This window comes from Pseudomonas benzenivorans (assembly GCF_024397895.1).
Lineage (GTDB): Bacteria > Pseudomonadota > Gammaproteobacteria > Pseudomonadales > Pseudomonadaceae > Aquipseudomonas > Aquipseudomonas benzenivorans_A.
This window is the reverse complement of record NZ_CP073346.1, coordinates 3,015,766-3,037,952: the sequence shown is the minus strand read 5'-3', so window position 1 is coordinate 3,037,952 and position 22,187 is coordinate 3,015,766. Positions and strand designations below refer to the sequence as shown.

Genomic DNA, 22,187 nt, shown 5'->3' with positions numbered 1-22,187 from the left:
GGGCGCCCGGGACGATGAGTAGGCCGAGACGGCAAGGCCAGCCAAGGCCGCACAAGCACGCCGGCCAGGCACGCGAACGGCCCGGCGGGTGCTGAGAGAGCAGGAGGTTTTGAGCGCCACATCGGGACCGATGTGGCGCAGGCAGGGCGCGCTTTGCCGGGAGTCCGGCAAAGCGCTGGCGAGCGCCTTAGTAGTCGATGACCACGTCGCCCTGGGGCACGCTGCAGCAGGACAGGATGAAGCCTTCGGCGACGTCTTCGTCGGTGATACCGCCGTTGTGCTCCATGGTCACCTCACCCGAGGTCTTCATCACCTTGCAGGTGCCGCAGATGCCCATACCGCAAGCCTTGGGAATATGCAGGCCGAGCTTGGAGGCGGCCGCGTGCACGGTCTCGCCCGGATCGATGCGGATGCTCTTGCCGGTGGCCACGAACTCCACCTGGTGCTGGTCCGCCAGCGGCACCGGCGGCGCCTCGGCGGCCTCGGCAGCCAGCTCCTTGACCTCTTCACGGACATCGGCCGGCGTGGCGCCGAACGACTCTTCGTGATAGCGCTTCATGTCGAAGCCATTGCTCTCGAGCAGGCGCTTGACCGCGGTCATGTAGGGGGTCGGACCGCAGCAGAAGATTTCCCGATCCATGAAGTCCGGGGCGATCAGTTCCAGCATCTTCTGGTTGAGGTAACCACGGTAGCCGGCCCAGGCCTCACCCAGACCGTGCTTCTCGCAGATCACGTGCAGGGCGAAGTTGTTGATCCGCGCCGCCATGTGCTCCAGCTCGCGGTGGTAGATGATGTCCTTGGGCGTGCGTGCGCTGTGCACGAAGACCATGTCGACATTGGCGTTGGTGTCGTAGAACCAACGGGCCATGGACATCACCGGGGTGATGCCGACGCCGCCACTCAGGTACAGGACCTTGTCCGACGGGAAGTCCATGGCGTTGAACAGGCCGACCGGACCGTGCACCGGCAACTCATCGCCTTCCTTGAGGTTGTCGTGCAGCCAGTTGGACACCTTGCCGCCCGGCACCCGCTTGATGGTCACCGAGAAGCTGTACGGCACCGAGGGCGAGCTGGAAATGGTGTAGGAGCGCATGATCGGCTGGCCTTCGATCTCCAGCTCCAGGGTCACGAATTGCCCGGGCTTGAAGAAGAACAGCACCGGCTGTTCGGCCATGAAGCAGAAGGTGCGCACATCCCAGGTTTCCTGGATGATCTTGACGCAGCGCACCAGATGGCGGCCGTTGCTCCAGGTCTGGGTGGTAACCGGATTGAGGAAGTCGTTCGTCGTCATGGACGTCTCTCCGCGCACGGCCGGACATCGGCCTAATATGCGGCGGATTGTGCGTAACGACCGCCCCCGCCACTTACCTGTCAGCGACACTCACATACTTATCGCGACCTGCCGCAGAACACGCGGTTTGCAGCGTCGGAAACGGATGCCGCCATGTCGCCCATGGATAAGGTTAGCTTAGCGCCGCCATCCAAACTCAATTCCAGCCGAAGCAAATGGATAAGAGCGCACGCCCCCTTTATTTGCGCGCAGCAAAACGCCACTCGGCAGGCGATAATTGAGGGGTGCCACGCCGCCTTGCGTAGCAACCGAAACAGCCACTTTTTCCGGCGCAGGCAGCGAATGCTTCCGCCACTGAGGAGTTACCGATGGACGTCACTTCCACTCTGAGCCTGGGCGATCCACTAGAGCCCGCACGCAAGGCCACCGCCGAGATGCTGCACAGCCGCGAGCGCACCTTCTCGCTGCCGCAACCGTTCTACAACGACGAGCGCCTGTTCAAGGTCGACATGCAGGAGATCTTCCACAAGGAATGGCTGATCGCCGGCATGACCTGCGAGATCCCGGCCAAGGGCAACTTCCTGACCCTGCAGCTGGGCGATAACCCGATCCTCGTCATCCGTGGCGCCGAAGGCGTCGTGCACGCTTTCCACAACGTCTGCCGCCACCGCGGCTCGCGCCTGTGCACCAGCGACAAGGGCAAGGTCGCCAAACTGGTCTGCCCTTACCACCAGTGGACCTACGAGCTGGACGGCCGTCTGCTGTTCGCCGGCACCGAGATGGGCGCCGACTTCGACATGAAGCAGTACGGCCTCAAGCCGGTGCACTGCAAGACCGCCGGCGGCTTCATCTTCATCTCCCTGGCGGAGAACCCGCCCGCTATCGACGAGTTCCTCTCCGGTCTGGCCCACTACATGGAGCCCTACGACATGGAGAACGCCAAGGTCGCGGTGCAGAGCACCATGCACGAGAAGGCCAACTGGAAGCTGGTGCTGGAAAACAACCGCGAGTGCTACCACTGCAGCGGTTCGCACCCGGAACTGCTCAACAGCCTGCTGGAGTGGGACGACACCAACGACCCGCGCGCCGACCAGGCCTTCAAGGACCACGTGGCCGATTCCGCCGCCAAGTGGGAAGCCGAGAAGATCCCTTATCTGCACGCCGGTTACGGCCTGCGCAACCGCATCGTGCGCATGCCGCTGCTCAAGGGCACCGTGTCCATGACCATGGACGGCAAGCAGGGCAGCAAAAAACTGATGGGCCGCATCCAGAACCCGGACCTGGGCTCCATGCGCATCCTGCACCTGCCGCACTCGTGGAACCACTGCATGGGTGACCACATCATCAACTTCACCGTGTGGCCGGTCAGCGCCCAGGAGACGATCGTCGTCACCAAGTGGCTGGTGCACAAGGACGCTGTGGAAGGTGTCGACTACGACGTCGAGCGCCTGCGCCAGGTCTGGGACGCCACCAACGACCAGGACCGTCGCCTGGGCGAAGAGAACCAGCGCGGCATCAACTCCACCGCCTACCAGCCGGGCCCCTACTCCAAGACTTACGAGTTTGGCGTGGTCAACTTCCTCGACTGGTACAGCGAGCGCATGCTGAACAACCTCGGCGCAGAGCCAGCCCCCTACCTGAAGGGCGTCCCTGCCGAGTAACCGAGCTTCACCGGCGGGTTGGTCGCCCGCCGCAACTGGCTGCACACTGAGGCCCTGACGGGCACTTCCCAACCCTCCGGGCCCCAGGCCTTGGAGGGTTTTTTTATGGCTATGTACCAACGATGTGTTGCGAGTACTAATCTAAACGGCAGGCATCCAGTCAGGAGGTCCGTCGATCATGGATACTCAAGCCTTTCACCACTGGCTGGCTCAATTGAGCCAGCTCAGCACCCAGCAGCATTCCACCCTTCATCGAGCACTGCAGAACCCGCCGGCGACAGAAGTGCTCGATTGCCTGCCGGCACTGCAGCGTTGTCCGCATTGCCAGACCAGCGCGAAGCAGCTTTCGCCCTGGGGCTGGTCAAGAGGCCTGCGCCGCTATCGCTGCCGCAGCTGTCGACGGACATGCACCGCGCTGTCGGCCACAGGCCTTGCCCGCCTGCACTACCCCGAACGCTGGAAAGACTTTACCCAAGCACTGATCGATGGCCTTAGCGTGCGCAAGGCGGCCCAGGCATGCGGCATCAGCAAGAACACTGCTCTGCTCTGGAGGCACCGTTTCCTGGCGGCAGCCGCTGAACATCACGTCACGCATGAGGCAGGGGGTGTTGAAGCGGATGAGACGTTCTTTCTGGAACCCTTGAACGATCAGCTACGTTAGTCGCGGCCTGCCCGTAGACAAGGCCGGGCCAGCCTGACCCGCGGCACGGGGAAAGACCAAACACCGATAATGGTGGTACGCGACCGCAAGGGCCACACCGCTGACTTCAAGTCGGCCAGGCTCGATGCCAATCATGTGCGAGAGGCGTTGATGCCGCTGATCGACCGGGAGGCCGTGCTCTGCAGTGACGGGGCGGCGGTCTATGCCCGTTTTGCCCGGACACAGGGCACCACCCATCAGGTCGTGCATGCCCGCCCGGTCAGCGCGTACGCCAAGGCGCTTTCCATATCCAGGACGTCAACGCCTACCACTGCCGCCTGACGAGCTGGATGGCTCGCTTTCATGGCGTGGCCACCCGCCAACTCCCGAATTACCTGGGCTGGCGCCGCATGCTAGCGCGCTATCAGCGAAATATTCGGCCGGCTCACTGCATTCAGGAGGCGGTTGGCAAAACCCTGCAGCAGGCTATTTGTACATAGCCTTTTCTATCCCGCTCGCCCGGCCGCCTGCCGCCGCCCGGCGATACGCCGGCAAACGCTGCCATCCGCCCAAACGCAAAGACCCCACCATCAGGCGGGGTCTTGCTTGGCGCCATCGCCTGATGGTCCGGGGCCGTACCCGATCCCTTACCAGGCGGCAAGCGCCGGGTTTCGCACCAGCGGAACGAACACGTCGGCCTCGGTCTTTTCCTCGCGCGCCTTGGCCCAGCAGGTCAGCGCCACCATCATCGCGAAGCCGCCGACGATCAGCACCGGATAGGCGGCCAGGATCTCCGCCAACGAATACTTCCAGGACAGCGGCCGGCCGACCCCGAGCATGGCGGCATAGAACCAGGAGACCCCCGACAAGGCGCCGGCAAACAGCGCGAACATGCGCATGTTGAATCGCAGCGCCAGCAGCGAACCGGCCTTCTGCAGCGCCGGCAGCACCAGGCGATGGAGCAGGACGCCGTTGAAGGTCAGCAGGGTGACAATGGCGACCTTGGCCTGCAGCTTCGGATTCAGCAGGTAGGACAGGCCCTTCTCGGTGACATCGATCCAGATGATCGCCAACCCGGTTACCCACAGCACCCCGAGCGCCCAGGACACCGACCTCTGCAGGCTCTCCATATGCCGGGCATCTTGCAGGTGGGCCTTATCACCCTTTATGAGCTCGCGGACCATGGCCACATCGCTGGTCAGCACCAGGCCGATGGCCACGCAGCAGGCGATCAGATGGCCGTATACCGTGCCCATACGCAGGAACTCCATTGCCGCTGACTGACCGAAAAGCGAAAGGAGGAAGCTTGGTTCCATAGATGCAGATGCCTCATTTGAGAAATAGAGTCGAAGCGAAGCCCCAGCACAAGCTGGTGGATTCGAGCGGGTTAGCTCAATGAACGAGGGGCGACGAGGCAGCTACCGAGCGGCGGCCGCGCCATGGAAGAGGGGATCGGCAGACCGGACGGCTGGACCGACGGATGAATGCGGGCGCATTCGCTTACCGCTTTCGAAGCAAAAACTCTCGGCACATGGCTGACGCATGCGGGGAATTCTCCTGCGTTGGGTAATAGTGAAATCAGCGGGTCGCCGCGCTCACTTGCCGCGCATTATGCGGATAAAGCCCACGAATTGAACAAAATTTAACCAGCTCGCGACGAATGGTAATGGTTCCGTTTTCTCCATGCTCTGCTAGCCCCCGAGCCGACCGCTCTGGCTGCAGGCAGGCGAACAATCTCGTCCGTCCATGTGTTACCCCAGGCCTGCCTGGGTAACAGAACCGGGTAGTAGCACCACAAAATCGAGCCCAGGACTTTGCCCATCGCGCCGCAGCAAATCATCAAGTTACTGTTTTATAACGATAAAAAAATACTGGCACGGCAAATGCTTTCTCTAGTCGCACAAAAACAATAAAGCAAAAAGAAAAACGTCTCGGCTCTGCGACAACAAAAACAACAGGACAGAAGAGTCGCAAACAGATTTTTTTGGAAAGGGTGTGCGTTTCGGGGTCAGCCCCGCGACCTAGGCGATAAGAATAAAACTACCTCAAGGTAGCCCGCCGCTCGGGTCGGATCACCTGGTGACAAGACGCTGCCAGCATCCAAAAAAATACGTTTGCCCTTGATCCCCCCTATGGGATCGGACAAGACGGCTTGGAACGAGAACAAGAACAACAACCGTTCAACAAGAAAAACAAAGCACACCGCAATAGTTTGAAGGGGAGCCTAGGCTCCCCTTCGTGCTTTGTGCATGCCCCTCTGCCACAGCGCAGCGCACTTCCCCTCCCCGACCCCGTCAGCAGGCCCATTGCCCGCAGGCACCGAAGTGCTGCGCGCAATGAGACCTCGACCTGGCCACACGCCGCGGCGCGATCAGCTCGGCAGGTAGCGCTCCGCCCACTGGTGCGCGGCCACACCCTGTTCGATCATCTGCTCGATCTGATTCGGCGTGCAGCCCAGCTGCCCCAGCACGGCGCGGGTATCGTGGCCGTATTTCACCATCTTGCCGGGCAACCGTACCGACGCCCGTTGCAGGCGAATCGAGTTGGGCGCGATCAGCTCCACCCGGTGGCCACAGGGATGATCGGGGTATTCGATAAAGGCCACGGTCTTCGGCCCATTCAGATCGATGCCGGTGGCCTCGTTCATCAACGACGACTCGCGCAACTGGCTCATGCGCCCCAGGGGCTGACAACCGATATCCACCGGCGCCAGCAGGGTCTGCCAATGGCCCATCGTCTGGCTCCTGAACAGCGTCTCGAGGCACTGCTCGGCCGCCTTGTCGTCGGCGCTTTCCAGCTCGGGCAGCTGCAACACGCGCCCCAGGTCGGCCATCTGACGCTGGCGATCCAGCGCCAGGAACAGCCAGCCGTCCAGCGCCTGGTAGCAGCGGTAGAAGGCGTGGGCGCCCTTCACCTCGCGGCCGCTCGGTTCATCGAAGGCCCCCCGTCCGGCGTAGTCGTACATGAACGGCACCTGAATCAGTTGCCCCGCCGCCACCAGCGAGCTGCGCGCCACTGCGCCACCGTGGCCATGGGCGCGCCTGACGAGCGCGACGCCGATGGCCTGGGCGGCGCAATAGCCGCCCAGCACGTCGATGGTGCCGAAATGGGCATGTTCCTCCGGGGTCTCCAGGCCGCCGCCGAAGCGCGCCATGATGCCGGTGGTCGCCTGCACCAGGTCGTCGTAGCCCGGGTAGTTGCTGCGCGGCCCCGCCGTGGGCCCACCGAAGGCGTCGAACTGACAGAGGATCAGCTCGGGGTTGAGGCGCTGCAGGCGCTCGGCGGACAGTCCCAGGCGATCCAACTGGGCATCGCTGGCATTGATGGTGATCACATCCACCTGCGGCAGCAGCTTGTCCAGCAATGCCTGGCCCTGGGCACTCTTCAGGTCGAGCAGCACACTGCGCTTGCCCTGGTTGGCCTGCATGCCGAACACCGTGGTGTTCCAGGGGTCCAGTGCCGGCTGCGGCGGGTCGATGCTGATCACCTCGGCGCCGAAGCGGGCCAGGGTGCAGGCGATGGTGGGTCCGGCGATGACATTGGTCAGGTCGAGTATCCTGACGCCGTCCAGCCAGCCCTTGGCCGGGGCTTCGGGGTCGATCTGCGGCAGGCAGGCCGGGCGATCGCGCCAGCTCTCCAACAGCTGCAGCACCGTCGTGCGATCCTGATGCGGCACCTGGGCCGGCTGCTTGTCGACCACCGCGTCGTCACCCTGCAGCCAGCAGATGTTGCCCAGCTGGCGCATGAGGCCATAACGCGGGTCGTCAACCTCGAGCACGCTGCTCGACTGCAAGGCGTGCTCGCTGGCCAGCCACTCAGCGCTCAGCTGGTGAGCACAGCCCGGCACCCCGGCCTCGCCGAACAGGCGCTGCCATTCGTAGGCCGGCTTGCTCAGGAACGCCGCCTTCATCTTCTCGGAAACCAGGTCCGCCCACGCCCGCGACAGCGGGTAGGACAGCAGGGTGCACTCGGCGCCCTCGGGCCAGTCCGCCACGTCCAGGTAGGGACTGTGGGTCGGAATCCCCAGACCAGCGAGCTCGTCCCACAGGCCCAGCACCTTCAGGCAGGCGATGGGGTGGCGGGTATGGGAGCAGTTGACCGCATAGAAGGGCCGGCCGTCCTGGCAGACGTAGGTGCGATAGAAGGGATCGAGAAACTCCTGCAGGTCGGCATACTGCAGATTCAGCGGCAGGCCGTTGGTGCGCCGGCGCTCGATCTCGCGCTCGCGCAGCGACTTGTAGCGCTCCGACAGCCCCTCGATGTGCATGGAGTTGTAGGCCAGGCCCTCCATCAGCGCCGCGGCGATGGGCACCTCGATGCGCTCGCCCTGCCCGCTCTTGACCCGCGCGAAAAGCGCCAGGGTCACCGAGGTGGCGCCCAGCACCGAGGCGTAGGCCGAGGCCAGGGGCAAGGGCGAAAACGACGGGGTGATGCCCATCAGCACCCGGCTCAGGCCCATGTCGGTGAACTGCCCCACCGCCGCGGCGATGATGCCTTCCCAGGCCGGCAGGTGCGCATAGTCCTCATCCTTCTCGGAGAAGCCCGGCAGGGACAGGTAGACCAGCGCCGGGTTCAGCGCGCGCATCGCCTCGGCGCCCAGGCCCAGGCGCTCCATCACACCGGGGCGGAAGTTCTCCACCAGCACGTCGGCATGCCGGACCAGGTCGATCGCCAGCTGCAGGTCCGCCTCACTGTGCAGATCGAGGCTGATGCGCTGCTTGCCGCGGTTGAGGATGGCGTCGGCGGGGTTGTCCCAGCGCGGCCCCTGGGGCGGGTCGATATGGATCACTGCGGCACCCTGGTCGGCCAGCATCATCGCCACCGCCGGGCCGGCAATGTACTGGCCGAAATCGACTACCCGGTATCCGCTCAATGGACGCTGTCTGTTGGTTTGCATGGTACCTGCCGCCTTGGGATCGAAATGGAATCAGCAGCGAGCCTAGGAAATTGCCGCCCCGGCGCATATCGGATAGTTTCGCACTGGCCGTTCGATTTTTTTGTACGGGGCACCCGCGCCCCAGTCACGGCCCTCTGCTAATCAACGCCGGGGACCGCGATGGACCTGCAAGCAATCAAGACCTTCCTCACCCTGGCCGACCTCAAGCGCTTGAGCCTGTGCGCCGAGCAGCTGTGCCTGACCAAGTCGGCGGTCAGCGCGCGCATCAAGCAGCTCGAGGAGCAGCTGAACCAGCAACTGTTCCGGCGCAGCAACGAAGGCATGGACCTGACCCCCGCCGGGCGCCAGTTCTATCAGCACGCGATGGCCCTGCAGCAGCGCTGGCAACGGGCCAAGCGCGAACTGGTGCCGCGCGAAGGCAATGCCCGCTGGCTGCGTCTCGGCGCCCACCCGAGCCTGGCCACGGACCTGCTGTTCAAGTGGGGCAGCGCGCTGAACCGCCAGGACCCCGGGCTGATCCTCCATCTGGAGGCGGACTACTCCAGCGAGATCGTCCGCCAGGTGTCGGCCGGGGCGGTGGATATCGGCCTGATCTTCGTCGCCGACACCACCGCCGGCCTGGTGGTCGAGCAGGCCGGCGAGGACCGCCTGCTGATGGTCGCCAACGGCGCCACGGCGCTGGCCCAGGTGTCTGCGGACAACTACCTGTACATCGACTGGGGCTGGGGTTACAACGCCGCCCATTCCGAGCGCCTGCCGCAGCTGCAGAGCGGCCGGCTGAGCTGCGGCTTCGCCGGGCCCGGCCTGCCCTGGCTACTGGAAAACGGCGGCGCCGCCTATCTGCCGGAGCGTCAGGTGAGCGCCCTGCTGAAAAGCGGAACCCTGACCCGGGTGGAGGACGCACCGGAGTTCAAGCGCCCGATCTTCGTGACCTACGCCCGCGATGCCCTGGACGCCGCCCTGCTGCAACTGGCCCTCGACACCCTGGCCGAGGTCATCGACTCCGCCCATCCGCCGCACTGAAAGGACAAGGGCCGCCCTGAGGCGGCCCCTGCGGCGGAACGATCAGTCAACTAGCCCGCGCTTAGCCGTTATCCAACTGAGGCAGCGCCGGGGATTCGCTGACTTCGCTCGAGTCCATGATCAGCGATTTGAGCACACCCAGGGTCATCAGCAGGATCACCACACTGACCGGCAGCGCGGCGGCGATATTGACCGTCTGCAGCGCGTTGAGGCCACCGGCAACCAGCAGAACTGCGGCGACGCTACCGATCACGCTGCCCCAGAAAATGCGGAACAGCTTCGGCGGTTCCTCGTTACCCAGGGACAGGATGGTGGTCAGCACGAGGGTGCCGGAGTCGGACGAGGTGACGAACCAGCTGAGCAGCAGGAACACCAGCATGGCCGAGAGCAACCAGCCCACCACGCCGGTACCGGCGACGCCGTCGGCGGCGGTGAACAGCGCGGCCGGCAGGTTCCACTCGGTGACCAGCCTGACCAGTTCCCCGGTGCCGGCTCCGCCGGCGGCGTTCAGCTCCTGATACAGCGCCGAGCCGCCGAAGATGCCCATCCAGACGAAGATGATGAAGGTCGGCACGCAGAGCACGCCGATGACGAACTCACGCAGGGTACGGCCGCGGGAGATACGGGCGATGAACAGACCCACGAACGGCGCCCACGACAGCCACCAGCCCCAGTAGAACACGGTCCAGCCGTTCTGCCAGGCCGCGGGGCCCTCTTCCTCGGGGAACCACAGGCCCATCGGCAGGAAGTTGACCAGGTAGCTCCCCAGCGACTCGCCGAACATGCTCAGCAGCCAGGCGGTCGGCCCGCCGAAGAGGAAGAAGGCCACGACCAAGGCGGAGATGATGATGTTCCACTCGGAGATGATCTTGATGCCACGCCCCACGCCGGAAAGCGCCGACAGGATCGAGACGATGGAGATCAGGCCGATCAGCACCAGTTGGGTAGTGGTACCCGGATCGACGCCGACCAGGCGTTCCAGCCCCACAGCCATCTGGTTGACGCCCAGGCCCAGGGAGGTGGCGACACCGAAGACGCAGCCCAGCACGCCGATCATGTCGACGATGTGGCCGATCGGGCCATAGATGCGGTCGCCGATGAACGGATGCAGCGCCGAGCGCAGGGCCAGCGGCAGCTTTTTGCGGTAGGCGAAATAGGCCAGCGACAGGCCGACGATGGCGTACCCCGCCCAGCCGTGGAAGCCCCAGTGGAAGTAGGTGACCCGCAGCGCTTCCACCGCCCGGGCATGGCCCACGGCGGAGGCCCCGGCCATGTCGGCGTAGGGGTTGTTCGGATAGCCGAAGGCGCCGCTGTTATCCAGGTAGAAGATCGGCTCGGCCACGCCGAAGAACAGGATGCCGATGCCGATTCCGGCGGAAAACAGCATGGCGAACCAGGCCAGGTTGCTGAAGTCCGGCCGACTGTCGTCGTCACCCAGGCGCACGCTGCCGTAGCGGGTGAACACCAGCACGACGCAGACTGCGATGAAGAACCCCATCACCACCAGGTAGTACCAGCCGAAGACACTTTCAATCCAGCTGCGCATGGCGCCGAACAGCGAGCCGGCCAGCTCGGACGTGGTTCCAGCAAACAACACGAAGGCCAGTATCATGGCCGCCGAAGCGATGGTCATGCCCTTGTGCATGCCTTTGAAGAGCCCTGATTGACTCAGCAACTCCTCTTTGAACACGGTAGTGCCAGGGGCGCCACCGAACTGCTCTTTGACTCTCGACATTGACTCACTCTCCCAGGAGGGGCCGTAGCTAGTTGCGGTAATTGCCATTCATGCCGCGGTTGCTTGCGCGAAACGAAGCAACCTTTCATGCCACGGTGCAACCTCCTGGCCTCAGGCCTGTTGCCGCACAAGTCATTCAATATCTGCGGCAACAAGCCATTATCCACGGGCATCGCGCGGCTGTTTATCGTGCGATAAACGCCTGAAAGGCTTAGGGTTTTAGCAACTTTTGGGCCAGACGAAGTTTCGCTGGAGAAAGAACAAGACAGGCACGTTGAGAGGTTAGAAAACCGCCGCACAGAATAAAATCGACCCCTGATCCTGCTTGGTCTGTACGCGGTTTCCCTGAAACACAGGATGCCGAAAGCTCTATGCACAAAAGAAGTCGTCATCAGAACCTCGGACAGCGCAACAGGAACAGCAAAACTTCAACGCACGACAGCGCCTCGCCGCCATCGAAATAGCCGTGCTTGCAGTACCGCGCACCACTGCGGTGCCCGACTTCAGGCTGTGGCGGCTATCGGTGCACCACAGCTGCATGCCCAGCCGAGGTGCAACGGCCTGCCGGGCTTTAAGCGCCGTTTTAGGCGCTGTCCCTGGACGGTACGCCGAGGTTGTTCCGGCCAACGAGGGGAGGAGATAGACCGGCTGCGGGTGGCCCTGAGCAGCTCGCGCGAGAAACAGGGGAAGTGCCGAAACGACAAGGGCCGCCCTGAGGCAGCCCTTGTCATACAGCGTACAGCCCGCAGCGCTTAGGCGTTGTCCGCCTGCACCGAGCTTGGCGTCTCGGACACTTCGCTCGAGTCCATGATCAGCGACTTGAGCACACCCAGGGTCATCAGCAGGATGACCACGCTGAGCGGCAGGGCGGCGGCGATGTTGGCCGTCTGCAGCGCACTGAGGCCACCGGCGACCAGCAGTACCGCGGCGACGAAGCCGATCACCACGCCCCAGAAGATGCGGAAGATCTTCGGCGGCTCCTCGTTACCCAGGGACAGGATGGTGGTCAGCACCAGGGTGCCGGAGTCGGAGGAGGTGACGAACCAGCTGAGCAGCAGGAACACCAGCATGGCCGACAGGATCCAGCCCATCACGCCGGAGCCGGCGATGCCGTCGGCGGCGGTGAACAGCGCGGCCGGCAGATTCCACTCGGTGACCAGCTTGACCAGCTCGCCGGTGCCGGCGCCGCCTGCGGCGTTCAGCTCCTGATACAGCGCCGAACCACCGAAGATGCCCAGCCAGATGAAGATGATGAAGGTCGGTACGCAGAGCACGCCAATGACGAACTCACGCAGGGTACGGCCACGGGAGATGCGGGCGATGAACAGGCCCACGAACGGAGCCCACGCCAGCCACCAGCCCCAGTAGAACACGGTCCAGCCATTCTGCCAGGCTGCCGGGCCTTCTTCCTCGGGGAACCACAGGCCCATCGGCAGGAAGTTGATCAGGTAGCTGCCGAACGACTCACCGAACATGCTCACCAGCCAGGCGGTCGGCCCGCCGAACAGGAAGAAGGCGACGACCAGGGCGGAGATGATGATGTTCCACTCGGAGAGGATCTTGATGCCGCGGCCCACACCGGACAGCGCCGAAAGGATCGAGACCACGGAGATCAGGGCGATCAGCACCAGTTGGGTGGTGGTACCCGGGTCCACGCCGATCAGACGCTCCATGCCCACGGCCATCTGGCTGACGCCCAGGCCCAGGGAGGTGGCGATGCCGAAGACGCAGCCCAGCACGCCGAACATGTCGACGATGTGGCCGATCGGGCCGTAGATGCGGTCGCCGATGAAGGGATGCAGCGCCGAGCGCAGGGCCAGCGGCAGCTTCTTGCGGTAGGCGAAGTAGGCCAGCGACAGGCCGACGATGGCGTACACCGCCCAGCCATGGAAGCCCCAGTGGAAGTAGGTCACCCGCAGGGCGTCCACGGCACGCTCATGGCCCACCGCAGTGGCGCCGGCCATGTCGGCGTAGGGGTTGTTCGGGTAGCCGAAGGCGCCGCTGTTGTCCAGGTAGAAGATCGGCTCGGCCACGCCGAAGAACAGGATGCCGATGCCGATACCGGCGGAGAACAGCATGGAGAACCAGGCGAAATTGCTGAAGTCCGGGCGGCTGTTGTCGTCACCCAGGCGCACGCTGCCAAAACGGGTGAACACCAGCGTGAAACAGACCGCGATGAAGAACACCATGGCCACCAGGTAGTACCAGCCGAAGATGCCTTCGATCCAGCTGCGGGTGGCGCCGAACAACTTGCCGGCCAACTCGGTGTTGAAGCCGGAGAACAGCACGAAGGCCAGTACCAGCACCGCCGACACGATGGTCATGCCCTTGTGCATACCTTTGAAGAGCCCCGACTGGGCCAGCAACTCTTCTTTGAACACGGTGGTGCCAGGGGCGCCACCGAACTGCTCTTTGACTCTCGACATTTTCTTGATCTCCCGGGTGGAGTCGTAGCTCATTGTTGTAGTTGTCGTGCCTGTCGCCACTTCCTCGGCGTACCGAAGAAAACCTGCGTATAGCGGTGGCGCTTCCTGGCGCCGGGCCTTGCACCCCAGCAGTCGTTCGACTCCTGCGGTATTCGTCTGCCGCCCTGGCCTGTCGTGCAAGGCTGTTTACCCTGCGACTGACGCCTGAGCGGCATTGATTCTTTACAGCGTCTGCCTGTCCTGGCGGGTCTTGCTCAACCTGCCCCGCTTGCGAGGTCGCGCAGGGCGGCAGACGGATAACACACAAAACGATACGAACTGGATTGTTATGAAGATGCAACGCCACAGGAAGCAATAAAAAAACCGCCTATGCCCCCATTAAATTTATGACTGCGCCAGGAGGATACGCCGTATTTTCCAACCGCCCGGAAACAGGTCGTAATCAGCTCTCCCGACGCCGTAATCAGCGCTGCAGTACATGAATGCGTGACAGCAGTTCGTCGCGGTCGACGTAGCAGCCCTTGAAGTGCCGGGCGCCGCTGGTCGGATCGAACTCGGTGCGGGCATGCAGGGTGCGGCGGTTGTCGAAACACCACAGCTGCCCGGCCTCCAGCCGGCGCTGCACACGGAAGCGCGGTTCGCGGGTCATCTCGATGAAGCGCCGGTAGGCGCTGTACAGCGCCGCCATGCGCTCGACCGGCGCATCGAACGGGCCCTTGAGGAAGTTGCCCATGCGAATCTCGCTGACCGCCCCATGGGCGTCCAGGGCGATGATCGGCGCCAGGCAGCGGTAGTCGCTGGTGCGGCTCTTGTTACGGAATTCGATCGGGGTGTCGCACAGGGTGCGGAACAGTTCGGGCGCCTCCTGGTGCAGCGCTTCGGCAACGGCGAAGCCGTCGACGAACACGCTCTCCCCGCCCGTGGCGTCGTTGACCAGGCAATGCAGGAACTGCAGCCCGGGCTCCAGCTCGCGGGTCGGCAGGTCGGTGTGCAGCGGCAGGTTGAAGGAGGTGTAGGCGTTGCTGTCGGCATCGGCCTTGGACTGCACGTCGAACAGCACCCCGAAGTTGCTCTCGCGAATGAAGGAGATGCGCTTGGCCAGGGTCGGCAGCACGTCCTCGCTGGTCGGCACGCCGAGCAGCTGGGTCAGGCCGATGTCGCGCACCGCCACCAGCCAGTGCAGCAACGCACTGTCATCCGTCATTACCGCCTGGTAGTCGAACTGCGGCAGCTGCTCGTTCATCTCGGCGCCCCACAGGCGGCTGTGCGGGCGCTGGGCGCGACGCTCGGCGCGCGAGGCCTCGTCATAGGCGTGGGCCCGCAACCAGCCGGGGTGAAAGCGGCTGTGATGGCCATCCTGCCAGTCGATCAGCAGGTGGCCCTGCTCGTCGATGCGGGTGCGCTGCGGGTGCAGCTGCTCCGGCACATCGACGATCTCGAACAGCTGCTCGCGGGTCACGCTGTATACGCACTTGCTGCAGGAGCAGTTGTCGCGCAGCCACTGATGGTGGAAGGGACTGACGCGACCGTCGCTCCAGACCGTCTCCAGCGCGTCCGCCGCGGCTTTCACCTCGACCAGATCGGCGCTGACCGGGTAGCTGCGCCAATCGGCGATCGGCGGGTTTTCCAGGGCAGTATCTACAGCGTTCATTGCGATCTCCTTGCGGGATGCGGACAAGCGTTGTGATGGTTAGCGGACGCCGACGGGCTAGGCCTGGGCCCGCACGGGCGGCAGGCCGATGGCGCTGCCGACGCAGGCCGGCTGCGCCAGGCCGCGATGGGCCTCGGCCAGCGCCAGCACCTGCTGCATCACCTGATCGTCGAAAGGCGCCGAACGGCCGCTGACGGTGTCGATGTTCATCAGCATCTGCTCGCTTTCCGCCAGCGAGGCCGCGACGCCCGGACGGTGCAGGCTGTGATGGATGTGCAGGCGCTTGCGGTCCTGGGCGAGCAACTGGGTGCGCACCTCGACCTGCTCACCCAGCTTGACCTCGTCGAGGAAGTTCAGGTGGCACTCCAGGGTGTACAGGGTGTGGCCGGTGCGCGCCCGCCCGGCCTCGTCGAGGCCCAGGTGATCCATCAGGGCGTCGGTGGCGTAGCTGAAGATCAGCAGGTAGAAGGCGTCGCGCAGGTGACCGTTGTAGTCCACCCACTCGGGGAGGATCGCGGTCTGGTAGGCGGTCAGGGGTTGCGCACTGGACATCGGTTTGCTTCCTCGGGCGGGCGCCTGTTCTGCTCCCGCCCCGTGATTAGTGGGTCATTGCCGGCGCCTGGGTCAGGCGTTGGCCAGGGTATGGGTATCGCCGTCGACGCTCAGGGCCTGGCCGGTGATCTTGGCGCCGGCTTTGGAGCTGAGGAACAGGATCATGGCGGCGATATCCTCGGGGTCGATAAAGGTCTTCAGCGAGCACTGGCTGACGTAGGCCGCGCGCACCGCTTCTTCGCTCTTGCCGCTGGCCTTGGCTTCGCGCGCGATGACGCCGTCCATGCGCGCGCCGCTGATCGATCCCGGGCAGATGGCGTTGACCCGGATGCCATGGTCGCCGACTTCCATGGCCAGCGACTTGGACAGGCCGGTCACCGCCCACTTGGCCGCCGCATAGGGCGTGCGCAGGGGATAGCCCATGATTCCGGCGGTGGAGGAAATATTGATGATCGAACCACTGCCCGCCGCCTTCATCAGCGGCAGGGCCTGCTTGCAGCAGTAGAAGGTGGAGTGCAGGTTGACGTCGAAGGTGGCGCGCCAGGCCTCGCTTTCCAGGCCCTCGAGATGTCCGGCCGGACCGGCGATGCCGGCATTGTTGACCAGCACGTCGAGACCGCCGAGCACGGCCTGGGCCTCGGCGAACCAGCGGTGGACCTCGGCCTCGTCGCCAATATCGACGAGCGAGCCACAGAGCGCCGGGTGCTCGCCGAGCAGGGCCTCGAGCGCCTCGGCATTGACGTCGCAAACGTGCACGCGGGCGCCGGCGGCCAGAAATGCCAGGGCCGTGGCCCGGCCGATGCCCGAAGCACCGGCACTGATCATCACTCGCTGCTGTTGTAGATCGTCGAACATGGCGCGCTCTTCCTCGAATTATTGTTGTGGTGGTCTGCCGCCGGGCGGATGGTCCCCGGCCAGGGCCAGGGACCAGTACCTCAGTCGGCGAAGTCGAAGCCGTGCTTGGCCTTGGTGGCCTTGATCGCGTCCATCACCGCCATCAGGCAGTCGTCACGATAGCGCTCCAGCTCGGCGATGCTGCGCTCGCCCTGCTGCACCGCGGTGCCGTCCACCACGCTGTCGATCAGCTCGTCGGTCAGCTCCGGGGCCTCCAGGTAGGTCCAGGGCAGCTTCAGAGCCGGGCCGAACTGCGACATGAAGTGGCGCATGCCGGCGTTGCCGCCGGCCAGGGTGTAGGTCAGGAAGCTGCCCATGAACGACCAGCGCAGGCCGGCGCCGAAACGGATGGCGTCGTCGATCTCGCCGGTGGTGGCCACGCCGTCATTGACCAGGTGCAGCGACTCGCGCCACAGCGCCTCGAGCAGGCGGTCGGCGATGAAGCCGGGGACTTCCTTGCGCACGTGCAGCGGGCGCATGCCCAGCGCGGTGTAGATCTGGATGGCCGCCTGCACGGCCTCGGGCGCGGTGTGCTGGCCACCGACCACTTCCACCAGCGGCAACAGGTAGACCGGGTTGAAGGGGTGGCCGACCACGCAGCGCTCGGGATGGCTGGCGTCGGCGTAGAACTCGCTGGGCAGCAGCCCAGAAGTGCTCGAGCCGATGATCACGTCCGGGCGCGCGGCGGCGCTGATCTTGGCGTGCAGCTCACACTTGAGCTCGAGGCGCTCGGGGGCGCTTTCCTGGATGAAGTCGGCGTCCTTCACGCACTCTTCGATGGTGGCGACGAAGCGCAGGCGCTCGGGCGAGGCGCCGGGCGCCAGGCCCTTCTGCTCCAGGGCCGGCCAGGCGTTGGCGATGCGCCCGCGCAGGGCCTCTTCGGCGCCCGGTGCCGGGTCCCAGGCGACCACGTCGAGGCCGTGGGCCAGGGCGCGGGCGATCCAGCCGGCGCCGATGACGCCGGTGCCGAGGGCGGCGAAGGTTTTCAGTTCGGTGACAAAGCCCATGATGGTACCTGCAGGGTTACCCGGACAGCGTCCGGGGTGGGGATTCGATCGGGCCCGGTGACGTTCCGGGCCGCGAGTGGGTGACGGCGCCTCAGCCGCGCGGCTTGAGGCCCATCTTGGCGCGGCCCTCGGCCGGAGTCAGAGCACGGCCGCCCATGCGCTGGATGATCTCGATGGCGCGTTCGACCAGGGTGCCGTTGGTGGCGTACACGCCCTTGTCCAGCCAGATGTTGTCTTCCAGGCCGACCCGCACGTGGCCGCCCAGCAGCATGGCCTGGGCCACCATCGGCATCTGCATGCGGCCGATGCCGAAGCCGGCCCACTTGGCGCCCGCCGGCAGGTTGTCGGCCATGGCCTTCATGGTGGTGGTGTCGGCCGGCGCGCCCCACGGGATGCCCAGGCAGATCTGGAAGATCGGGTCGTCCAGCAGGCCTTCCTTCATCATCTGCTTGGCGAACCACAGGTGGCCGGTGTCGAAGATCTCCAGCTCGGCCTTCACGCCCAGCTCGGTGATGCGCTTGGCGCCGGCCCGCAGCTGCGCCGGGGTGGCGACATAGATGTAGTCGCCGTCGCCGAAGTTCAGGGTGCCGCAGTCAAGGGTGCAGATCTCCGGACGCAGCTCCTCGATGTGGGCCAGGCGGGTCAGCGGGCCGACCAGGTCGGAGCCGAGGCCGAATTCCATCGGCTGCTCGCCCGGACCGATTTCCAGGTCGCCACCCATGCCGGCGGTGAGGTTGATGATCACGTCGGTGTCGCTTTCGCGGATGCGCTCGACCACCTCGCGGTACAGCTCGATATCGCGGCTGCCCTTGCCGGTCTTGGGGTCACGGACGTGGCAGTGGGCCACGGTGGCGCCGGCCTTGGCCGCCTCGATGGCGGCATCGGCGATCTGCTTCGGGGTGACCGGGACGGCCGGGTTCCTGCCAACGGTGTCGCCGGCGCCGGTCACTGCACAGGTCACGATTACTTCGTAGTTCATGTTCTTGGTCCTTTCATTCGGGCGTGAGGGGACCGTGCGCGGCGATGCGCGCACGGAAAGTCTGGTTTTAGGGGGTTACTGCAATTTGGTGGTGACAGCGGCCAGGGCCGGCTGCCCATCGAGGGTGGTCACACCTTCGAGGAAGGTTTCAACCACCTGCGGATTGGCCTTGAGCCACTCGCGGGCGACCTTGTCCGGCGACTCGCGGGCCATGATCGGTTCCATCAGTTGGCTTTCCTGGGCCGCGGTGAACTTGAGGTTGGTCAGCAGGCGGTCGACGTTCGGGCAACGCTGGGCGTAGTCCGGGGCGGTGACGGTCCACACGGTGGCCAGGCCCTCGTCGGCGCCGAACACATCCTCGCTACCCGTCAGGTAGGTCAGGTCCATCTTGATGTTCATCGGGTGCGGCTTCCAGCCGAAGAACACCACCGGCTTGTTGTTCCTCACCGCACGCCCGACCGCGGCGAGCATGGCCGCCTCGCTCGACTCGATCAGCTCGAAGCCGCCGAGGCCGAACTGGTTGCTGTCGATCATCTTCTGGATGGTGGTATTGGCGCCGGTGCCCGGGTCGATGCCGTAGATCTTGCCGTCCAGCTGGTCCTTGAACTTGGCGATGTCGGCGTAGGTTTTCAGGCCGGCTTCGGCGGTGTAGCTCGGCACCGCCAGGCTGGAGATGCCGTCGGCCAGGCTCGGCTGCTCCTTGACCTTGACCGCGTTCTTGTCGAGGAAGGGCTGGATGTTGTCATCCATCAGCGGCTTCCAGTAGCCGAGGAAGGCGTCGATCTGCTTCTTCTGGATGCCGGAGAAGATGATCTGCTGGGAGGCCTGGGTCTCGGTGGTCTTGTAGCCGAGGCTCTGCAGCAGCTCGGTGGCGACGGCGGTGGTGGCCACCACATCGGTCCAGCCGACGGCGCCGAGGCGCACGGTCTGGCAACTGGCGTCCTCGGCGGCCATCAGCGAGGAACTGAACAGGGTGGCCAGGCAGCAGCCGGCGACGAGCTTGAGACTTTTCATGGTGGCGCCCTCTTTTGAGCTTTGCGGTTCTTCCGCGTTCTTGTTCTGCAAGCCGGGCTTCGCGTCCCCGGCCTGCGGCAATCAGCCGCTGCACGCATCATTACCCAGCAAAGCCCCCGCTCATTCGCACTAGAACGACCAGCTGTTGAACCAAAGCGACTTTGCCAGTTGCACTTGCGCCGGATCTGCCGTTTAGTTGATGGCGACAACCGCCGAAACCGCCCCATGCCCCAGACCTTCCAGTTCCTGCTGATGCCCGGCTTCTCGATGATGGGCCTGATGTCCGCCGTCGAACCGCTGCGCGCGGCCAACCGCTTCAGCCGCGAGCTGTTCCGCTGGCGCCTGCTCAGCCAGGACGGCGAGGCGGTGCAGAGCAGCGGCGGCATGTCGCTCAACGTCGACGGCGCGCTGGAGATGCCGGCCAGCGCCGACAGCCTGTTCGTGGTCGCCGGCTACGACCCCCTTGAGCACTTCAACAGCCGGCTGGGCGCCTGGCTGCGCCGCGCCGAGCGCGAGGTGGCGGTGCTGGGCGGCATCGACACCGGCAGTTTCGTCCTCGCCGAAGCGGGGTTGTTCGGCACCGAGCGCCTGACCCTGCACTGGGAGGCCATCAACGCCTTCAAGGAACGCTACCCCCTGCTGCAGGTGACCCAGGAGCTGTTCGAGATCGACGGCAGGCGCATCACCAGCGCCGGCGGCACCTCGAGCCTGGACCTGATGCTGACCCTGATCGGCCGCGACCACGGCCCCGAGCTGGCACTGAACGTATCCGAGCAGTTCGTCCTGGGCCGCATCCGCACCCGCCAGGACCACCAGCGCATGCAGATCGCCAGTCGCTACGACCTGCACAACAAGAAGCTGGTGCAGGTGATCGGCGAGATGGAACGCAACAGCGAAGAGCCCCTCAGCTCCCAGGCCCTGGCCGAACTGGTGAAGATCACCCCGCGCCAACTGGAGCGCCTGTTCCGCAAGCACCTGAACGAGACGCCGTCGAACTTCTACCTCAACCTGCGCCTGGACAAGGCCCGCCAGCTGCTGCGCCAGACCGACCTCAGCGTGCTGGAAGTCGGCCTGGCCTGCGGCTTCGAATCCTCGTCCTATTTCTCCCGTTGCTACCGCACGCGCTTCGCCAGCTGCCCCAGCCAGGACCGCCACGAGCAACCGACCGCCGAGCGATAGGCCCCGCGGCGAGCGGACGCCAGTAAATACGCCGGCTGCGGGCGGATCCCGCCTTGTTCGCTGGCGACGCCTTATCCGAACGCGACACGGCATTGACGCTTTCGGCAATACCCCAGTCGTTTTTGCATCGGGTCCCCCCGCCCCCAAGGAATATGCTGCCCCCAACGCGCCAACAGCGGGTTAGGCGCCACTAAACCAAGAGGGGACAGCCTGATGAGCCCAGCCGAAGTACACGCCGACAGCATCGTCATCGACGGCCTGATTATTGCCAAGTGGAACCGTGAACTCTTCGAAGACATGCGCAAGGGCGGCCTGACTGCGGCCAACTGCACCGTTTCGGTCTGGGAGGGCTTCCAGGCCACCGTCAACAGCATCACCGCCAGCAACAAGCTGATTCGCGAGAACAGCGACCTGGTGATCCCGGTGCGCACCACCGCCGACATCCATGCGGCCAAGGCCCAGGGCAAGACCGGCATCCTCTACGGCTTCCAGAACGCCCACGCGTTCGAAGACCAGATCGGCTATGTCGAGGTGTTCAAGCAGCTCGGCGTAGGCATCGTGCAGATGTGCTACAACACCCAGAACCTGATCGGCACCGGTTGCTACGAGCGCGACGGCGGCCTGTCCGGCTTCGGCCGCGAGATCGTCGCCGAGATGAACCGTGTCGGCATCATGTGCGACCTGTCCCACGTCGGCAGCAAGACCAGCGAGGAAGTCATCCTCGAGTCGAAGAAGCCGGTGTGCTACTCGCACTGCCTGCCGTCCGGCCTGAAGGAGCACCCACGCAACAAGTCCGACGAGGAACTGAAGTTCATCGCCGACCACGGCGGCTTCGTCGGCGTGACCATGTTCGCGCCCTTCCTGGCCAAGGGCATCGACTCGACCATCGACGACTACGCCGAAGCCATCGAGTACGTGATGAACATCGTCGGCGAAGACGCCATCGGCATCGGCACCGACTTCACCCAGGGGCACGGCAAGGAATTCTTCGAATACCTGACCCACGACAAGGGCTACGCCCGCCGCCTGACCAACTTCGGCAAGATCGTCAATCCGCTGGGCATCCGCACCGTCGGCGAGTTCCCGAACCTGACCGAGACCCTGCTCAAGCGCGGCATGTCGGAGCGCACCGTGCGCAAGGTCATGGGCGAAAACTGGGTGCGCGTCCTCAAGGACGTCTGGGGCGAATAAGCCCTCCTTTCTACTTACCGCGACCCTCTCCCACAACGGGAGAGGGG

15 protein-coding genes and 1 pseudogene are annotated in these 22,187 nt (G+C 64.7%); 5 read left to right on the top strand and 11 right to left on the bottom strand.

Translation table 11 applies throughout. From position 1 onward, the window contains the following. Positions 1 to 187: 187 nt before the first annotated feature. Entirely contained in the window at positions 188 to 1,291 is a 1,104-nt protein-coding gene (gene gbcB / locus KDW96_RS14090) for a glycine betaine monooxygenase reductase subunit (RefSeq protein ID WP_255836884.1), read from the bottom strand. 368 nt (positions 1,292 to 1,659) lie between these two features. On the opposite strand from gbcB, the gene gbca reads away from it, so the two are divergent. Next, positions 1,660 to 2,952 (top strand): glycine betaine monooxygenase oxygenase subunit, encoded by a 1,293-nt coding sequence (gbca, locus tag KDW96_RS14085; protein WP_255836883.1) that lies wholly within the window; start codon positions 1,660 to 1,662, stop codon positions 2,950 to 2,952. A gap of 178 nt (positions 2,953 to 3,130) precedes the next feature. Next, a pseudogene (locus KDW96_RS14080) lies at positions 3,131 to 4,092 on the top strand (IS1595 family transposase). Between the two features lie 147 nt (positions 4,093 to 4,239). Here KDW96_RS14080 and KDW96_RS14075 read toward each other — a convergent pair. Continuing rightward, complete coding sequence (locus KDW96_RS14075; RefSeq protein WP_255836882.1) at positions 4,240 to 4,848, bottom strand: hypothetical protein; 609 nt, start codon at positions 4,846 to 4,848, stop codon at positions 4,240 to 4,242. Positions 4,849 to 5,963: 1,115 nt separating this feature from the next. Next, a complete protein-coding gene (locus KDW96_RS14070; protein WP_255836881.1) occupies positions 5,964 to 8,489 on the bottom strand; it encodes a CoA transferase in 2,526 nt (841 codons plus the stop codon). 159 nt (positions 8,490 to 8,648) lie between these two features. On the opposite strand from KDW96_RS14070, the gene KDW96_RS14065 reads away from it, so the two are divergent. Then, positions 8,649 to 9,512, top strand: a complete 864-nt coding sequence (locus KDW96_RS14065) for a LysR family transcriptional regulator (RefSeq protein ID WP_255836880.1) — start codon at positions 8,649 to 8,651, stop codon at positions 9,510 to 9,512. A gap of 61 nt (positions 9,513 to 9,573) precedes the next feature. Here KDW96_RS14065 and KDW96_RS14060 read toward each other — a convergent pair whose 3' ends face one another. From KDW96_RS14060 to choX, 8 genes are all read right to left on the bottom strand, one after another. Next, on the bottom strand, positions 9,574 to 11,247 hold the full coding sequence (locus tag KDW96_RS14060) for a BCCT family transporter (RefSeq protein WP_255836879.1): 1,674 nt from the start codon (positions 11,245 to 11,247) through the stop codon (positions 9,574 to 9,576). Between the two features lie 752 nt (positions 11,248 to 11,999). Beyond that, positions 12,000 to 13,673, bottom strand: coding sequence for a BCCT family transporter (locus tag KDW96_RS14055; protein WP_255836878.1), 1,674 nt, complete (start codon positions 13,671 to 13,673; stop codon positions 12,000 to 12,002). A gap of 463 nt (positions 13,674 to 14,136) precedes the next feature. Further along, on the bottom strand, positions 14,137 to 15,324 hold the full coding sequence (locus KDW96_RS14050) for a gamma-butyrobetaine dioxygenase (RefSeq protein WP_255836877.1): 1,188 nt from the start codon (positions 15,322 to 15,324) through the stop codon (positions 14,137 to 14,139). Positions 15,325 to 15,381: 57 nt separating this feature from the next. Beyond that, positions 15,382 to 15,876, bottom strand: coding sequence for a thioesterase family protein (locus KDW96_RS14045; RefSeq protein WP_255836876.1), 495 nt, complete (start codon positions 15,874 to 15,876; stop codon positions 15,382 to 15,384). A gap of 72 nt (positions 15,877 to 15,948) precedes the next feature. Beyond that, the gene (locus KDW96_RS14040) at positions 15,949 to 16,731 is read right to left on the bottom strand and encodes an SDR family oxidoreductase (protein ID WP_255836875.1); all 783 of its coding nucleotides are present in this window, start codon (positions 16,729 to 16,731) and stop codon (positions 15,949 to 15,951) included. 80 nt (positions 16,732 to 16,811) lie between these two features. After that, complete coding sequence (locus KDW96_RS14035; protein ID WP_255836874.1) at positions 16,812 to 17,777, bottom strand: L-carnitine dehydrogenase; 966 nt, start codon at positions 17,775 to 17,777, stop codon at positions 16,812 to 16,814. Positions 17,778 to 17,868: 91 nt separating this feature from the next. Continuing rightward, a complete protein-coding gene (gene cdhC / locus KDW96_RS14030; protein WP_255836872.1) occupies positions 17,869 to 18,756 on the bottom strand; it encodes a 3-dehydrocarnitine:acetyl-CoA trimethylamine transferase CdhC in 888 nt (295 codons plus the stop codon). A gap of 75 nt (positions 18,757 to 18,831) precedes the next feature. Next, a complete protein-coding gene (gene choX / locus KDW96_RS14025; protein WP_255836871.1) occupies positions 18,832 to 19,770 on the bottom strand; it encodes a choline ABC transporter substrate-binding protein in 939 nt (312 codons plus the stop codon). Between the two features lie 225 nt (positions 19,771 to 19,995). Here choX and KDW96_RS14020 point away from each other — a divergent pair, with 225 nt between their 5' ends. Then, positions 19,996 to 20,949, top strand: a complete 954-nt coding sequence (locus KDW96_RS14020) for a GlxA family transcriptional regulator (protein WP_255836870.1) — start codon at positions 19,996 to 19,998, stop codon at positions 20,947 to 20,949. Positions 20,950 to 21,162: 213 nt separating this feature from the next. After that, on the top strand, positions 21,163 to 22,140 hold the full coding sequence (locus tag KDW96_RS14015) for a dipeptidase (RefSeq protein ID WP_208707246.1): 978 nt from the start codon (positions 21,163 to 21,165) through the stop codon (positions 22,138 to 22,140). Positions 22,141 to 22,187 lie beyond the last annotated feature (47 nt).

Bases quoted from the DNA above. Each gene is read 5' to 3' on its own strand.
- gbcB (WP_255836884.1), bottom strand. From the start codon at position 1,291: ATGACGACGAACGACTTCCTCAATCCGGTTACCACCCAGACCTGGAGC.
- gbca (WP_255836883.1), top strand. From the start codon at position 1,660: ATGGACGTCACTTCCACTCTGAGCCTGGGCGATCCACTAGAGCCCGCA.
- KDW96_RS14075 (WP_255836882.1), bottom strand. From the start codon at position 4,848: ATGGGCACGGTATACGGCCATCTGATCGCCTGCTGCGTGGCCATCGGC.
- KDW96_RS14070 (WP_255836881.1), bottom strand. From the start codon at position 8,489: ATGCAAACCAACAGACAGCGTCCATTGAGCGGATACCGGGTAGTCGAT.
- KDW96_RS14065 (WP_255836880.1), top strand. From the start codon at position 8,649: ATGGACCTGCAAGCAATCAAGACCTTCCTCACCCTGGCCGACCTCAAG.
- KDW96_RS14060 (WP_255836879.1), bottom strand. From the start codon at position 11,247: ATGTCGAGAGTCAAAGAGCAGTTCGGTGGCGCCCCTGGCACTACCGTG.
- KDW96_RS14055 (WP_255836878.1), bottom strand. From the start codon at position 13,673: ATGTCGAGAGTCAAAGAGCAGTTCGGTGGCGCCCCTGGCACCACCGTG.
- KDW96_RS14050 (WP_255836877.1), bottom strand. From the start codon at position 15,324: ATGAACGCTGTAGATACTGCCCTGGAAAACCCGCCGATCGCCGATTGG.
- KDW96_RS14045 (WP_255836876.1), bottom strand. From the start codon at position 15,876: ATGTCCAGTGCGCAACCCCTGACCGCCTACCAGACCGCGATCCTCCCC.
- KDW96_RS14040 (WP_255836875.1), bottom strand. From the start codon at position 16,731: ATGTTCGACGATCTACAACAGCAGCGAGTGATGATCAGTGCCGGTGCT.
- KDW96_RS14035 (WP_255836874.1), bottom strand. From the start codon at position 17,777: ATGGGCTTTGTCACCGAACTGAAAACCTTCGCCGCCCTCGGCACCGGC.
- cdhC (WP_255836872.1), bottom strand. From the start codon at position 18,756: ATGAACTACGAAGTAATCGTGACCTGTGCAGTGACCGGCGCCGGCGAC.
- choX (WP_255836871.1), bottom strand. From the start codon at position 19,770: ATGAAAAGTCTCAAGCTCGTCGCCGGCTGCTGCCTGGCCACCCTGTTC.
- KDW96_RS14020 (WP_255836870.1), top strand. From the start codon at position 19,996: ATGCCCCAGACCTTCCAGTTCCTGCTGATGCCCGGCTTCTCGATGATG.
- KDW96_RS14015 (WP_208707246.1), top strand. From the start codon at position 21,163: ATGAGCCCAGCCGAAGTACACGCCGACAGCATCGTCATCGACGGCCTG.